This window comes from Novosphingobium sp. FG90, from assembly GCF_057808725.1.
Genome location: NZ_JBMDIO010000015.1, coordinates 18,398 through 32,158 on the forward strand (window position 1 = coordinate 18,398; position 13,761 = coordinate 32,158).

General features: G+C 66.1%; 10 protein-coding genes. 1 reads left to right on the top strand and 9 read right to left on the bottom strand.

Annotated elements, in window-relative coordinates:
* Position 1 precedes the first annotated feature (1 nt).
* The 5 genes from glgC to ACODRZ_RS14455 all read right to left on the bottom strand — a co-directional run bounded on the left by glgC (position 2) and on the right by ACODRZ_RS14455 (position 7,813).
* On the bottom strand, positions 2 to 1,264 hold the full coding sequence (glgC, locus tag ACODRZ_RS14435) for a glucose-1-phosphate adenylyltransferase (protein WP_488971534.1): 1,263 nt from the start codon (positions 1,262 to 1,264) through the stop codon (positions 2 to 4).
* Between the two features lie 67 nt (positions 1,265 to 1,331).
* Positions 1,332 to 3,506 (bottom strand): 1,4-alpha-glucan branching protein GlgB, encoded by a 2,175-nt coding sequence (gene glgB, locus ACODRZ_RS14440; RefSeq protein WP_488971535.1) that lies wholly within the window; start codon positions 3,504 to 3,506, stop codon positions 1,332 to 1,334.
* On the bottom strand, positions 3,503 to 5,932 hold the full coding sequence (locus tag ACODRZ_RS14445; RefSeq protein ID WP_488971536.1) for a glycogen/starch/alpha-glucan phosphorylase: 2,430 nt from the start codon (positions 5,930 to 5,932) through the stop codon (positions 3,503 to 3,505). The genes glgB and ACODRZ_RS14445 overlap by 4 nt, the downstream gene beginning before the upstream one ends.
* Before the next feature lie 217 nt (positions 5,933 to 6,149).
* Positions 6,150 to 6,872 (bottom strand): 4-carboxy-4-hydroxy-2-oxoadipate aldolase/oxaloacetate decarboxylase, encoded by a 723-nt coding sequence (locus ACODRZ_RS14450; protein ID WP_488971537.1) that lies wholly within the window; start codon positions 6,870 to 6,872, stop codon positions 6,150 to 6,152.
* Positions 6,869 to 7,813, bottom strand: a complete 945-nt coding sequence (locus ACODRZ_RS14455) for a hydroxyacid dehydrogenase (RefSeq protein ID WP_488971538.1) — start codon at positions 7,811 to 7,813, stop codon at positions 6,869 to 6,871. The genes ACODRZ_RS14450 and ACODRZ_RS14455 overlap by 4 nt, the downstream gene beginning before the upstream one ends.
* 169 nt (positions 7,814 to 7,982) lie before the next feature.
* On the opposite strand from ACODRZ_RS14455, the gene ACODRZ_RS14460 reads away from it, so the two are divergent.
* Positions 7,983 to 8,921 (top strand): SMP-30/gluconolactonase/LRE family protein, encoded by a 939-nt coding sequence (locus ACODRZ_RS14460; protein ID WP_488971539.1) that lies wholly within the window; start codon positions 7,983 to 7,985, stop codon positions 8,919 to 8,921.
* 74 nt (positions 8,922 to 8,995) lie between these two features.
* Here ACODRZ_RS14460 and ACODRZ_RS14465 read toward each other — a convergent pair whose 3' ends face one another.
* The 4 genes from ACODRZ_RS14465 to ACODRZ_RS14480 form a co-directional block, all read right to left on the bottom strand.
* Positions 8,996 to 9,415, bottom strand: coding sequence for a GlcG/HbpS family heme-binding protein (locus tag ACODRZ_RS14465; RefSeq protein WP_488971612.1), 420 nt, complete (start codon positions 9,413 to 9,415; stop codon positions 8,996 to 8,998).
* Positions 9,416 to 9,503: 88 nt separating this feature from the next.
* Positions 9,504 to 10,226 (bottom strand): GntR family transcriptional regulator, encoded by a 723-nt coding sequence (locus ACODRZ_RS14470; RefSeq protein WP_488971540.1) that lies wholly within the window; start codon positions 10,224 to 10,226, stop codon positions 9,504 to 9,506.
* Positions 10,227 to 10,512: 286 nt separating this feature from the next.
* Positions 10,513 to 11,277 carry an SDR family NAD(P)-dependent oxidoreductase gene (locus ACODRZ_RS14475; RefSeq protein ID WP_488971541.1) on the bottom strand — a complete coding sequence of 255 codons (765 nt, stop codon included), beginning with the start codon at positions 11,275 to 11,277 and terminating at the stop codon, positions 10,513 to 10,515.
* Positions 11,278 to 11,368: 91 nt separating this feature from the next.
* A complete protein-coding gene (locus ACODRZ_RS14480) occupies positions 11,369 to 13,693 on the bottom strand; it encodes a TonB-dependent receptor (RefSeq protein ID WP_488971542.1) in 2,325 nt (774 codons plus the stop codon).
* Positions 13,694 to 13,761: the final 68 nt, after the last annotated feature.

Here is a 13,761-nt window from a genome sequence, read left to right on the forward strand (position 1 = left end):
ATCACAGGCCCAGCCGGTCGATCATCGGCTTGGTGATCAGGCACACCCCGTTGTCGGTGCGGCGGAAGCGGCGGGCGTCGAGTTCGGGGTCTTCGCCGACCACCAGCCCCTCGGGGATGCGCACGCCGGAATCGATGATCACCCGCTTCAGCCGCGCGCTGCGGCCGATGTTGCAGTAGGGCAGGATCACGCCCTCTTCCACGCTGGAGAAGCTGCCCATCTTCACGCCCGTCATCAGCAGCGAGCGCTTCGCCAGCGCGCCCGAGACGATGCAGTCGTTGGAGATCAGCGAGGAGATCGCATGGCCGCGCCGCCCGTCCTCGTCGTGAACGAACTTGGCGGGGGCGGCGACCACCGAGTCGGACCAGATCGGCCATTCGCGGTCGTACATGTCGAGCTGGGGCACGGTGTCCGTCAGGTCGAGGTTGGCGTCGAAATAGGCGTCGAGGGTGCCCGCATCGCGCCAGTATTCCTCGATCTCCTCGGCCGCGCGGATGCAGCTGTTGGTGAAACGGTGGGCCTGCGCCTTGCCGTGCTTGACGATGTAGGGGATGATGTCTCCGCCGAAGTCGCGCTTGCTGTCGGGATCGGCGGCGTCGCGGCGCAGCTGCTCGAACAGGAAATCGGTGTTGAAGACGTAGATGCCCATGGAGGCCAGCGCCATGTCCTCCTGCCCCGGGATGCCCGGCGGGTCGGCGGGCTTCTCGACGAAGGCGGTGATGCGGTCCTTCTCGTCGACATGCATGACGCCGAAAGCTACCGCCTCCATGCGCGGCACGACGAGGCAGCCCACCGTCACGTCCGCGCCCGAATTGACGTGCTCCTGCAGCATCAGCTCGTAGTCCATCTTGTAGACGTGGTCTCCCGCGAGGATGACCATGTACTTGGGATCGTGGACGGCGATGATGTCGATGTTCTGGTAGACCGCGTCGGCGGTCCCTTCGTACCACAGCAGTTCGGAGATGCGCTGGCTGGCGGGGAGGATGTCGAAGCTCTCGTTACGCTCGGGGCGCATGAAGTTCCACGCCCGCTGCATGTGGCGGATCAGACTATGCGCCTTGTACTGCGTGGCGACGCCGATGCGGCGGATGCCCGAATTGATCGCGTTCGACAGGGCGAAGTCGATGATGCGGGCCTTGCCGCCGAAGTAGACGGCGGGCTTGGCGCGGTTGTCGGTCAGCTCCCTCAAGCGGCTGCCTCGTCCGCCGGCCAGGACATAGGCCATGGCATCGCGCGCGAGCGGCGAGCCGGAAGCTGGTCTCATTTCTTGTCTCTCCGTTGTTATGGGTTGTTACTGGAAACTTGGTCGGTGATGGGATGGGTTTATCGGCTTATCCGGCGTATTCGAGCATGATCGTGGCCAATGGCGGCAAGGTGACCGTAGCCGCACCGTCCAACGCCTTCACCTGCCCAAGGTTACCCTTGCCGGTGCCGCCGTAGTGGACGGAATCGCTGTTGAGCACTTCGCTCCACTTGCCGTCGATCGGCAGGGGAATGCTGTAGCCGGTACGCATGATGGGCGTCATGTTGGCGATCACCGCGACCGGCTTCGCGCCAGGCGCCTTGCGCAGCCAGGCGAAGACGCAATTCTCCTTGTCGTCGACGATCAGCCACTCGAAACCCTCGGGATCGCAGTCCCCGGCGTGAAGCGCGGGCTTGGTTCGGTAGAGGCGGTTCAGGTCCTTCACCAGATTGCGCACACCTTCGTGCGCCGGCGCATCGCGCAGATCCCAGTCGAGTGCGCGCTCCTCGCTCCATTCGCGGCGCTGGGCGAATTCCTGCCCCATGAACAGCAGTTTCTTGCCGGGATAGGCCCACATGAAGGCATAGTAGGCGCGCAAGTTGGCGAACTTCTGCCAGTCGTCGCCGCTCATCTTGGCCAGGAGCGAGCCCTTGCCGTGGACCACTTCATCATGGCTGAGCGGAAGGACGTAGTTTTCCGAGAAGGCGTAGACGAGGCCGAATGTCAGGTCGTCGTGATGGTATTTGCGGTGCACGGAATCGCGCGCCATGTAGCGCAGCGTGTCGTGCATGAAGCCCATGTTCCACTTGAACCCGAAGCCCAGCGCGGTCTCGCGCCCCTTGCCGTCGCCTTCGTAGGCGGGCTGGGTGACGCCGGGCCAGGCGGTCGATTCCTCGGCGATGGTCATGAAGCCGGGGTGCTCGCGGTAGACCGCGCGGTTGACGTCGCGCAGGAATTCCACTGCCTCCCAGTTCTCGCGGCCGCCTTCCTGGTTGGGGATCCACTCGCCTGCCTTGCGCGAATAGTCGCGGTAGAGCATCGAGGCGACAGCATCCACGCGCAACCCGTCGACGTGATAGCGTTCCGCCCAGAACAACGCGTTGTTGAGCAGGAAGCTCTGAACTTCGCGTCGCCCGAAGTTGTAGATCAGCGTGTTCCAGTCAGGATGGAAGCCGAGCTTGGGGTCGGCATGTTCATAGAGCGCGGTGCCGTCGAAGCGGACGAGGCCGTGCTCGTCGGTGGGGAAATGCGCGGGCACCCAGTCGAGCAGGACGCCGATGCCTGCCCGGTGCGCGCCGTCCACGAAGCGGGCGAAGCCGGCGGGCTCCCCGAAGCGGGAGGAGGGGGCGTAGAGGCCGGTCGTCTGGTAACCCCACGAAGGGTCGTAAGGATGTTCGCTGATCGGCATGAATTCGATGTGCGTGAAGCCCATCTCGACCACGTAGGGGATCAGTTCGTCGGCCATCGCGTCCCAGTCGAGGAACCAGTTCCAGCGGTCGCGTTTCCACGATCCGGGATGGACCTCGTAGATCGAGACGGGCACCTTTCGTGCATCGACCGTGGCCCAGTGTTCGCGATGCGCCTTGTCGCCCCAGTCGAGTTTGGCGGGAATGGCGGTGACCGATGCGTTATCGGGCCGGATTTCCGACATGAATGCGAAAGGATCGGCCTTCAGGGGCTGGACCACACCGTCGGCGCCGACGACGTGGTACTTGTAGGCGCGATAATCGCCGATGTCCGGGATGAAGATTTCCCACACGCCGATGTCGGCGCGGGCGCGCATGACGTGGCGCTTCGCATCCCAGTCGTTGAAGTCGCCCACCACGCTGACCTGCCGGGCGTTGGGCGCCCAGACCGCGAAGTGGACGCCGTGTGCGCCTTCATGCTCGATCAGGTGCGCGCCCAGCTTGTCGAACAGACGATAATGCTGGCCTTGCGCGATCAGCAGGTCGTCCATCGGGCCGAGCACCGGGCCGAAAGTGTAGGCATCCGTGACCAGCCAGTCATGCCCGTGCGCGGCGCAGCGGTAGCGGATCGGCTGCGGCTTGATGCGCAACCGACCCTCGAACAGGTAGCGCGGATCGACCTTGTCGAGCTTGCCGAGCCAATGGCCGTCGAGGCTGAACGCCTCGACCTCCTCGGCGCCCGGCAGGATCGCGCGAAGGTGCGTGCCGTCAGGGCCGGCATGGGTTCCAAGAAGCGAGAATGGGTCCGCGTGAGAGCCAAGCAGCAGGGATTCGAGAGCGCTTTCCGTTGGCTTCACAGAACTTTCCAGATGTCCTTGGCATATTCAGAGATGGTCCGGTCGGAAGAGAACCAGCCGACGTTGGCAATGTTCCGGATCGCGGAGGCGCGCCAGCCCGCTTTATTGTCCCACCGCGCGTCGACCTCGCGCTGGGCGGCGGTGTAGCTGTCGAAATCGGCGGCGCACATGAACCAGTCATGCTCGTAGATGCCGTTGACCAATCCTTCGTAGCGGTGCGGATCGTCGTGCGAGAACACGCCCGAGGCGATGGCCGACAGGGCCTGCCCCAGTTCGCGCGATTCCTCGATGATGGCGCGGGGGTTGTAGCCCTCAGCGCGCTTGGCGGCGACTTCCTCGGCGGTGAGGCCGAAGATGACGATGTTCTCGTCGCCGACGTGCTCCTTGATCTCGACGTTGGCGCCGTCGAGCGTGCCGATCGTCAGCGCGCCGTTGAGGGCGAACTTCATGTTGCCGGTGCCCGAGGCTTCCATGCCCGCGGTCGAGATCTGTTCCGACAGGTCGGCGGCGGGGATGATCCGCTCGGCCAGGCTGACATTGTAGTTGGGCACGTAGACGACCTTGAGCAGCCCGCCGACCGAGGGGTCGGAATTGACGCGCCGGGCGATGTCGTTCGCCAGCTTGATGATGAGCTTGGCGTTGTGATAGCTCGACGCCGCCTTGCCGCCGAAGATCTTGACGCGCGGCACCCAGTCGCGCTCCGGATGGCTGCGGATCTGGTCGTAGAGCGCGACCGTCTCGATCAGGTTGAGCAGCTGGCGCTTGTATTCATGGATGCGCTTGATCTGGACGTCGAACATCGCGTCGGGGTCGAGGCGGATGCCCATGGTGCGCTTGATGTAGTCCGCCAGCGCGACCTTGTTCGATCGCTTGACCTCGGCGATGCGCTCGCCCAGCGCGGCGTCGTCGGCCAGTGCGTTGAGGTCGGACAGCTTCGCCGCGTCGTCCAGGAATTCAGGGCCGATGGCGTCCCTGATGACCTTGGTGAGCCCGGGATTGCATTGCTGCAGCCAGCGGCGCGGGGTGACGCCGTTGGTCTTGTTGTTGATCCGCGCGGGGTAGAGCGCGTGGAGATCGGCGAAGACCGTCTCCTTCATCAGATCGGTATGCAGCGCGGCGACGCCGTTGATCGAGTGCGCCCCCACGAACGCGAGGTTCGCCATGCGCACGCGGCGCTCCCCGCTCTCGTCGATGAGGCTGATCGCGGCGATCTGCGCGTCGGTCAGGCCCGCCTTGCGCGCTTCACGCAGGACGCGGCTGTTGATCGCGTAGATGATCTGCATGTGGCGCGGCAGCAGACGCTCGAACAGCGGCAGCGGCCAGGTTTCCAGCGCCTCGGGCAGCAGGGTGTGGTTGGTGTAGGAGATGGTCTTCTTGGTGACCTCCCACGCCTCGTTGAACTCCAGCCCTTCGAGGTCGACCAGCACGCGCATCAGTTCGGCCACGGCGACCGAGGGATGCGTGTCGTTGAGCTGGATCGCGGCCTTTTCGGGCAGGGTGCGGATATCGCCCTCGTACTGGACATGGCGGCGCACGATGTCCTGGATCGAGGCGGCGGTGAAGAAATACTCCTGCCGCAGCCGCAGCTCCTGGCCTGCGGGGCTGGAATCGGCCGGATAGAGCACGCGCACCAGGGCCTCGGCCCGCACCTTCTCGGCCAGCGCGCCGAAGTGGTCGCCGGCGTTGAAGGCATCGAGCTTCAGCGGGTCGATGGGGTTCGCCGTCCACAGCCGCAGCGTGTTCACGCGCTTGCCGCGCCAGCCGACGACGGGCGTATCGACGGCGGTGGCGTCCACTTCCTCGGCCGGATTCCACGTCACTCCGTCGCCCGCCGCGACGACCTCGCCGCCGAAGCCGATGCGGTAGGTGCTCTCCAGCCGCTCGAACTCCCAGGGATTGCCGTGGGCGAGCCAGGTCTCGGGCAGTTCGACCTGCCAGCCGTCGTCGATGCGCTGGCGGAACATGCCGTTCACGTAGCGGATGCCGTAGCCGTAAGCGGGAATGTCCAGCGTCGCGAGGCTCTCCATGAAGCACGCCGCCAGACGCCCGAGGCCGCCGTTGCCGAGCGCCGCGTCGGGCTCCAGCTCCTCCAGTTCGGCAAGGTCGAGGCCGAAGGTGGCCAGCGCCTTCTCCATGTCGCGCGTGACGCCCAGGTTCGAGAGCGCGTCGCGCAGCAGGCGACCGATCAGGAACTCCATCGAGAGATAGTAGACGCGCTTGCCGCCCGCCTCATAAGTTCGCTGGGTCGATTCGATCCACGCATCGATGATGTGATCGCGCAAGGTCAGGATCGACGAGGCGTACCAGTCATGCTGCTTGGCCGCGCGCTGGTCCTTGCCGATGCGGCGGCGAAGGACGCGCAGGATGTCCTTCTCCATCTGCGCCACGGCGTCTTGCTTGATGTCGGACACGGGTTCGCTGGCCATGAGAACTCTCCATAGCAGGCCAGGCCGACGCACCGGGTACGGCTCGACGGGACGGGCCGGGTAACGCAGGACCGGTGGGTGACCTTCCTCCCGCTCCTATGGAGATATGGCTAGCACAGGCTTGCGATGCGGCAAGAGAGATTGTGCAGTGCGGCAATGATTTCCTGACGGGAAAAGACCGGAGCCGCACAAGGCAGCTCCGGTCCCCTGCGCGGACCTAGCGGTCCTCCTCCCAGGTGCAGTCCTTGATCTGTATGCCGAGGTCGGCGACGAGCTGGCGCATTCCCAGCACGTCGAACAGCACTTCGCCTTCGCCGATGCGGCGGCGGAACTCCACTTCCTTGGCGGCGCGCGTCTCGGAATTGGTGACGGCCAGCTCCAGCAGCGCACGCGGGATCGCCAGCACCCCGTCCGAGTCGCCGACGATCACGTCGCCCGGCTCCACCACCACGCCGTCCACCACGATCGGCACGTTCACGGCTGCAGGTCCGCGCTTCTTGGGATGTTCGGGAGAGATCGCAGTGGCCCAGACCGGATAGCCCAGCTCGCGGATCGCATCGACATCGCGCGTGGCGCCATGGACGACGGTTCCGGCGAGGCCCTTCTTCTGTGCGAAAGTGCAGGCGACGTCGCCCCACAAAGCGCCCTGATGGCCGCCTCCGTTGGTCAGGACGAGGACGTCGCCCGCCTGCGCCGTGTAGAGCGCGGCATGGATGGCAAGGTTGTCACCGGGGAAATTCCATGCCGTCACCGCCGGGCCGCAGACCTTCTGGCCGGGCGCGATGGGAACCATCGCGGGGCTCATCAGGCACATGCGGCCGGCGATCTCTCCCAGGCCCTCGTGCAAATCGGCGATACCGAACCGGGCGGCGCGCGCAACGAGGGCGGGGTCGGGGCGGTCCACCCTGGCATAGATCACGGAACTGGTGGGAACGGTCACGGCAGAACCTCCGGATTGAGCAGCGTTGCGGGGACTTCGCCCCGGCTGACGGCGGCGATGACGGCGGCGACGTGGAGCGCCATGTCCTTCATGCCCGCCTCCGTCACGCCCGCGACGTGGGGCGAAAGCAGGCAGCTGCGCAGGCCGAACAGCGGGTGATCGGCGGCGGGGGGCTCATCCTCGAACACGTCGATCCCCGCTCCGGCGATCTGGCCGCAGCGCAGTGCCTCGGCCAGTGCCGCCTCGTTGACGATCCCCCCGCGCGAGCAGTTTACCAGCAGTGCATGGGGCTTCATCATGCCCAGCTCGACAGTGTCGATGAGGTTGAGGGTGGCCTCCGTCAGCGGCGTATGGATGGATACGAGGTCGCACGACAGAACCGTGGCAAGGTCCACCGGCTCCACCCCGGCTGCGCGCACTTCAGCAGCGGACACGGCGGGATCGTAGGCCGACACGTCGCAGCCGAAACCGGCGGCGCAGATCTTCGCCACCTGCCGGGCGATGCGGCCGAAGCCGATCAGGCCGACCCGCGCGCCCGTCAGGTCGCCCAGACGGATGCCCCAGCGTTCGTCCCAGCGACCTTCGCGGACCAGCGCGTCCATGTCGCGCGTGCGGCGCAGGAGGCCCAGCATCAGCGAGACCGCGCCTTCGGCCACTGCGGTGGAATTGTTGCCGCCGGGCGTGTTGGCCACCATCACGCCCTGTGCGCTCGCGGCGGGAATGGCGATGTTGTCCACTCCCGCACCATGCTTCACGATCGCCTTGAGCCCGAGCATCGATCCGAACACCTCCGGCCCCAGCGGGCTGGTGCGGATGACCACCACGGTCGTTTCGTCCACGCGCGGATCGTCCGGCCCGATCACCACATGCGCCGAGGCGATGCGTTCGACTCCTGCGGGATGGATTGGATCGATTATGCAGACGAGTTCTTGGGAACTCATCGGAAAGTCCTCCCCCGGAAGGTCGTGATGTATACCATCGTGGCGATGGGCGTTGCCGGTGTGGTGAAAGTTGTTTGCGGGACCGTCAAGACGCAATAAGTCTTCAGGCCGACAACATGTATCCGATCCGGGCGTTTGCCGTCCGGGCGATCAATCGAAGGAGAGGACGATGTTCGCCGCCCCGCCCGCCGTCACCGCGGAAGTGTTCTGCCGCATCCCCGACAGGTTCCGCCGCTTCGGCGAAAGCACGCAGTGGGCGCAGGTCCAGCTTCATGGCGCCGCCGCCCCGGTGTTCCTGGAGGGGCCGGTGTTCGACGCGGCGGGCAACCTGTGGGTCACCGACATTCCCTGGGGACGGCTGTTCCGGATCAGCCCGGATGGCGAATGCGAGGTCGGCTTCGAGTACGACGGCCAGCCCAACGGCATGAAGTTCCTGGCCGACGGCCGCCTGCTGGTGGCGGACCACCACAAGGGCATGGTGATCTGCGACCCCGCCACCGGCAAGGCGGAGCCGTGGTTCGACCGCTACCTGCTGGAGCCGTTCCTCGGCTGCAACGACCTGACCGTCGCCCGGAACGGAGATGTCTGGTTCACCGACCAGGGCCAGTCCGGCTGGCAGAATCCCAATGGCCGCCTGTTCCGCGTCCGCGCCGGCACAGGACGGCTCGAACTGATGCTGAACGGCATTCCCAGCCCCAACGGCCTCGTGCTCAACAGGGCGGAGACGGCGCTGTACCTTGCCGTGACGCGCGCCAATGCGGTCTGGCGCTGCCCCCTGGTCAACGCCACGGGGGAAGCGGGCGACGAGGTCATCTCCAAGGTGGGCACGTATATCCAGTTGTCCGGCGGATCGGGGCCGGACGGGCTGACCATCGACGAGAACGACAACCTTGTCGTGTGCCATGTCGGCTTCGGGGCGGTCTGGCTGTTCTCCGACCGGGGCGAGCCGATGCTGCGGATCGACGTTCCGGAAGGGCGCTATACCACCAATGCGGCTTATGGCGGGCCGGACAACAGGTGGCTGTTCTTCACGGAATCGAGCACCGGCACCGTCTACAAGGTGCAGATGCCGGTGCCGGGCAGGGAGATCCACCGGGCGCGGATCTGACTTCCCCCTCCCCGAGCTTGCCCGGGGAGGGAGCGTCCGCGCAGCGGGTGGCGGAGGGAGAAGAAACCCCTCCGTCAGCCGGCGATCAGACCGGCAGCCGCGATTCCCGCAAATGCCGCTTCCTCGTCCTTGTCGGACAAGTCGCCGGTCACGCCGACCGCGCCCAGCAGTGCGCCTGCCCCGTCGCGCACCAGCACGCCGCCCGCTGCCGGGATCAGCCTGCCGTGCCATGCGGCCGAGAGCGCGGCCATGAACTGCGGTCGTTCTGCCGCCATGTCGCCCAGCTTGCGGCTGGAAACGCCCATCGCCAGCGCGCCCGCCGCCTTGCCTGCGGCAATGTCGGGGCGGCCATAGCCCGAGCCGTCCTCACGCTCCATGGCGACGAGGTGGCCGCCGGCGTCGAGCACCACGACCGTCAGCGGATTGAGTCCCATCTCGCGGCCCCTGGCACGGGCGGCGGCGATCAGGGTGCGGGACTGGTCGAGGGTAATCATGGACAAGCGCTCTCCGAAAATCAGTGGGCGAACCTTGGGGAAGGCGGCCCCGGCCTGCCCGTCCGCCATGCGATTTACAAGCGTCCGTTTACTCCGCCGCGAGGGGCATCGCCCCGCCGTCGCCCAGCAGGTGCCCGTAGCGCAGGAGGCTGGTGCGCGTGCGCCGGATGTGCATGACGAGCGCGGCCTGCGCAGTCTCGACTTCCCGCTTGGCGATGGCGTCGTAGAGCAACTGGTGCTCCAGGTCGTGCGTGCGCCCTCCCGAACTCTTGGCGCCCGGCGTCGCGCCCGGGCTCGCCATCGCCAGCTTCATGTAGGCACGACGGTAGCTCTGCGTGGTGTCCCATACGCGCTCGACGATCTGCGCCAGCAGCGGGGTCGAATGGCGGCGATACGTGATCCAGTGGAATTCGCGGCCGAGCGCGATCGCCTCGTCGATATCGGTGGTCTGTTCGTTGCGCTCCATCACGGCGCGCAACTCGGCGAGATCGGCCTCGGTCAGGTGAGGGACGCTGTCGGCAAGCAGCAGCGGCTCGATCCGCTCGCGGATTTCGTAGGATACCTCGAGGTCGCGGCGCGTGAGGCTGGTGACCCGCGCTCCCGCATTCGCCCGCATGGTGACAAGCCCGCGCGCCTCCAGGATGCGCAGGGCATCGCGCACCGGGATGCGGCTGGTGGCCAGTTCATCCGCCAGCTCGTCCTGCTTGATCCGTGCGCCGGGGGGCAGCGCGCCCGATAGGATACGTTCGGCGAGGATATCGGCGACGCGCTGGCTGGCGACGCCCTGGGGAACGGCAAGGTCTCTGGTCATGGCGTCGCTTCGCGTTTTGGATACGATCCGGGCCATAGACGGTTACCCGATCCGCGCAAAGGGGTACTTAACGGCACCCAAGGGGTACACAGGGGGTGGATAGAGGGTGCACAGGGCGCCTTGAAGTGACCTGAGGGCCTGCACTTGAGCACCGGTCAGCGCACCATTCCTCTCCATCGCGGGAGAGGGAACCATGCGAAGCGTCGGGCGGGGCACGTGAAGGGGGCGTTCCCCGCCCGGCGGTCGCTCCTCCCCATCGCCGCGCGACAGGGAGGATTAAGAGTGATCACATCGCCGTCACGCCGCCGTCCACGGTGAATTCGCAGCCGGTTACGTAGTTCGCCTCATCGCTGGCGAGGAACAGGTTCATGTTGGCGATGTCCACCGGACTGCCCATGCGCTTCATCGGAATGCCGCCGACGATCTCCTTGAAGCCTTCCGGGTTGTCGCGGCGCGCCACGTCCTGCATCGCCGTCTCGATCATGCCGGGGTGGACCGAGTTGCAGCGGATGCCCTCGGCCGCGCATTCCAGCGCCACGACCTTGGAGAACAGCCGCACGCCGCCCTTGGCAGCGCCATAGGCTCCGCACATCGGCACGCCGACCAGCCCGCCGATCGACGAAAGGTTCACGATCGAGCCGCCGTGCCCGACCTTGCGCATCAGCGCCACCGCGCGCTGGGTGCCGAGGAACACGCTGTCGAGGTTGACCTTGTTCTGCTTCTCCCAGTCGGCGAGCGAGAGTTCCTGCAGCGGCTTGAGAATGGCGATCCCGGCGTTGTTCACCAGCACGTCGAGGCGGCCGTGGCCCTGCTCGATGGTCTGGATCACCTGGTCCCACGAGGCTTCGCTGGTCACGTCCTGCGCATAGGCTTCGGCCTGGCCGCCTGCCTCGCGGATCGACGCGGCGACCCCTTCGGCGTCCTCCAGCCTGAGGTCGGTGATGTAGACGAAGGCACCTTCCTCCGCGAAGCGCTGCGCGGTGGCGGCGCCAAGGCCCCGGGCATTGCCCGCGCCGGTTACCAGAGTGATCTTGCCTTCGAGACGGCCCATTGCATGTATTCCTTCTTCACAGTGAAGGGTGCCCGGCCCAGCCGGCAAGGGCTGAGACCGGGCACCCCATTTCCCCCGCTGGGGTAACAGGTCAGAACTTCACGCCGACGGTCGCTCCGTAGGTGCGCGGTTCCAGCGCCATGCCGAACGAGAACAGCCCCGCCACGGTGAATGCGTGAGTGGTGGTCTTCTCGTTGGCGAGGTTGCGGCCGAAGACGCGGAAGTAGACTTCCTTGTCGCCCATGTCGAAGTTGACGGTCAGGCTGGCGTCGATGAGATCCTGCGTGGTGGTACGCACGCGCGGGTCATTGCCGTTGACGGTAACGTCGGTCACTTCGCCCGCGCCGTTCAGTGTCGGGGTGAGGGAGCCTTGCGAGATCTGCTCGTCATAGGGGCTGATGTGGCGCCAGCCTCCCGTAGCGACGATCTTGCCGAAGCTGGTGGGCACTTCGTAGTCGGCGTTGATCGATGCGGTGAACCTGGGTGCATAGATCAGGCGGTTGGCCGAGTAGTCGAAGGGCACGAGGCCCGCGCCGCAGCTGTTGGCTGCCGCCGTGCCGGCGGCATAGGCGCCGCAGGTCACGAAGTTGCGGAAGTGCGACTTCATGTACGCGGTCGAGGCGGTGATGCGGAACTCCGGCGTGATGCGCAAGGTGGCGTCGGCCTCGATGCCCTTGATCATCGCGCCGCCCGGCACGTTGCCGGTGATCGTCTGGTTGCCGAGCGGGCCGCCGGGCACCGTCAGGTTCTGCTGCATGTCCTTGTAGTCGGAGATGTAGCCTGCGACGTTCAGCTCCAGCATGCGGTCGAACAGTCCGAGCTTGGCGCCCACTTCGTAGGCGTCCACGGTCTCGGGCTGGAAGGGCGTGCTGGCGGTGGCGGCGGTGGCGGCGCGGGGGCTGAAGCCGCCCGAACGATAGCCGCGCGACCAGCTGGCGTAGAGCATGGTGTCGGGGCTGGGGCGCCAGTCGATGCCGACCTTTGGCGTGAACTTGGTGAAGTTCGCGTCGCCGGAACCGATCAGGCCCGCCGTCGCGAAGCTGTTGGTCAGCTTCTTGTTGTCATGGCTCCAGCGACCGCCGAAGGACAGGCGCCACTTGTCGGCGAAGGCCCAGTTGAAGTCGCCGAAGAAGGCGTAGCTGGTGGTCTTGCCGATGTTGGTCTGGGCATTGGTGTCGAACTCCATCGGCGGGATCGAGGGATCGAAGCCGAAGAAGCGCGTCCACTGCGTCAGGCTGTACTTCGAATGGAAGTAGTAGCCGCCCACGACATAGTCGAACCCGGTGAACAGGTTGCCGGCGGCGCGCAGTTCCTGGCTCCACTGGGTGTAGCGCTGGCGACGGTCGACGTAGTAGAGGTCGCTGGAGGAACCGTCGAAGTCCTGCGTCTGCGCTTCCTTGCTGTGGCGCCAGCCGGTGATCGAGCTGAGCTTGATGCCGCCGAGGTCGTAATTCATCTGCAGCGTGGCGTTGGGGGCGCGGTACTTGCTCTTCGCGGGCAGGGTGAACACCGTGTAGAGGTCGGTCGTGTTGTTGCGCCCGCATTCGTTGGCGGGGATCAGGCCGCAGAACAGCTCGGTGCTGTTGGTCAGGTTGCTGACCACCGGCTCGAAGCTCTGCACCACGTTCTCGACCGAAAGCTGGGCGTCGAAGCCCGATCCGGTCGGCTCGAACAGCAGCGCCGCGCCATAGGCATCGGCCTTGCTGCCGCCCGCGCGGGTGTCGCGGATGGCGTTGCGGTAGAAGCCGTCGCTCTCGTTGTGGAAGTACCAGCCCTTGATGCCCCAGGTCTCGCCGTCGCCGTAGTTGACGATGGCCTTGCCCGCCCAGGTGTTCCAGCGGCCGTAGGTGAACTCGGCCTTGGCGCCGGGTTCCATGGTCGGCTTGGTGCGGGTGATGTTGATGACGCCGCCGATCGTGTTGGCGCCGAACAGCGTGCCTTGCGGGCCGCGCAGCACTTCGATCTGGGCGATGTCGAAGGCGTCCTGCAACTGGCCGGTGTTGGTGCCGATCGTCACGCCGTCCACCACGACGCCCACGGTCGGGGTCTGCGACTTCTCGATGTCGGCGTAAGTCAGGCCGCGGATCGAGATGTTGGCCGCCTGCGCGCCCGAATTCTGCTGGGTGATGAGCAGGCCCGGCGCGGCGCCCTGAAGATCGCCGATGTTGGCAGACGCCTTGTTCTCCAGCATCGCCGCGCTGACGGCGGTGATCGCGATCGGGGTTTCCTGCAGCGTTTCCGAGCGGCGGCGGGCCGAAACGATGATCTCGTTCGGATCGACGACGGCGGTATCGGCTGCCTGCGGCGCCGTGTCCTGCGCGAAGGCGGGAGCGGAAATGCTGGTCAGTGCGCTGGTTGCGAGTGCGAGCTTGAAGAGCGCGTTGCTCCGCGCTCCGCGGACATGTGCGGATGCCATCAGTCTATCCTCCCGGTGCGGCCGTGAATCTGTGCGTGGCCGTCTTCCGGTGCTCACTATGCATCGGA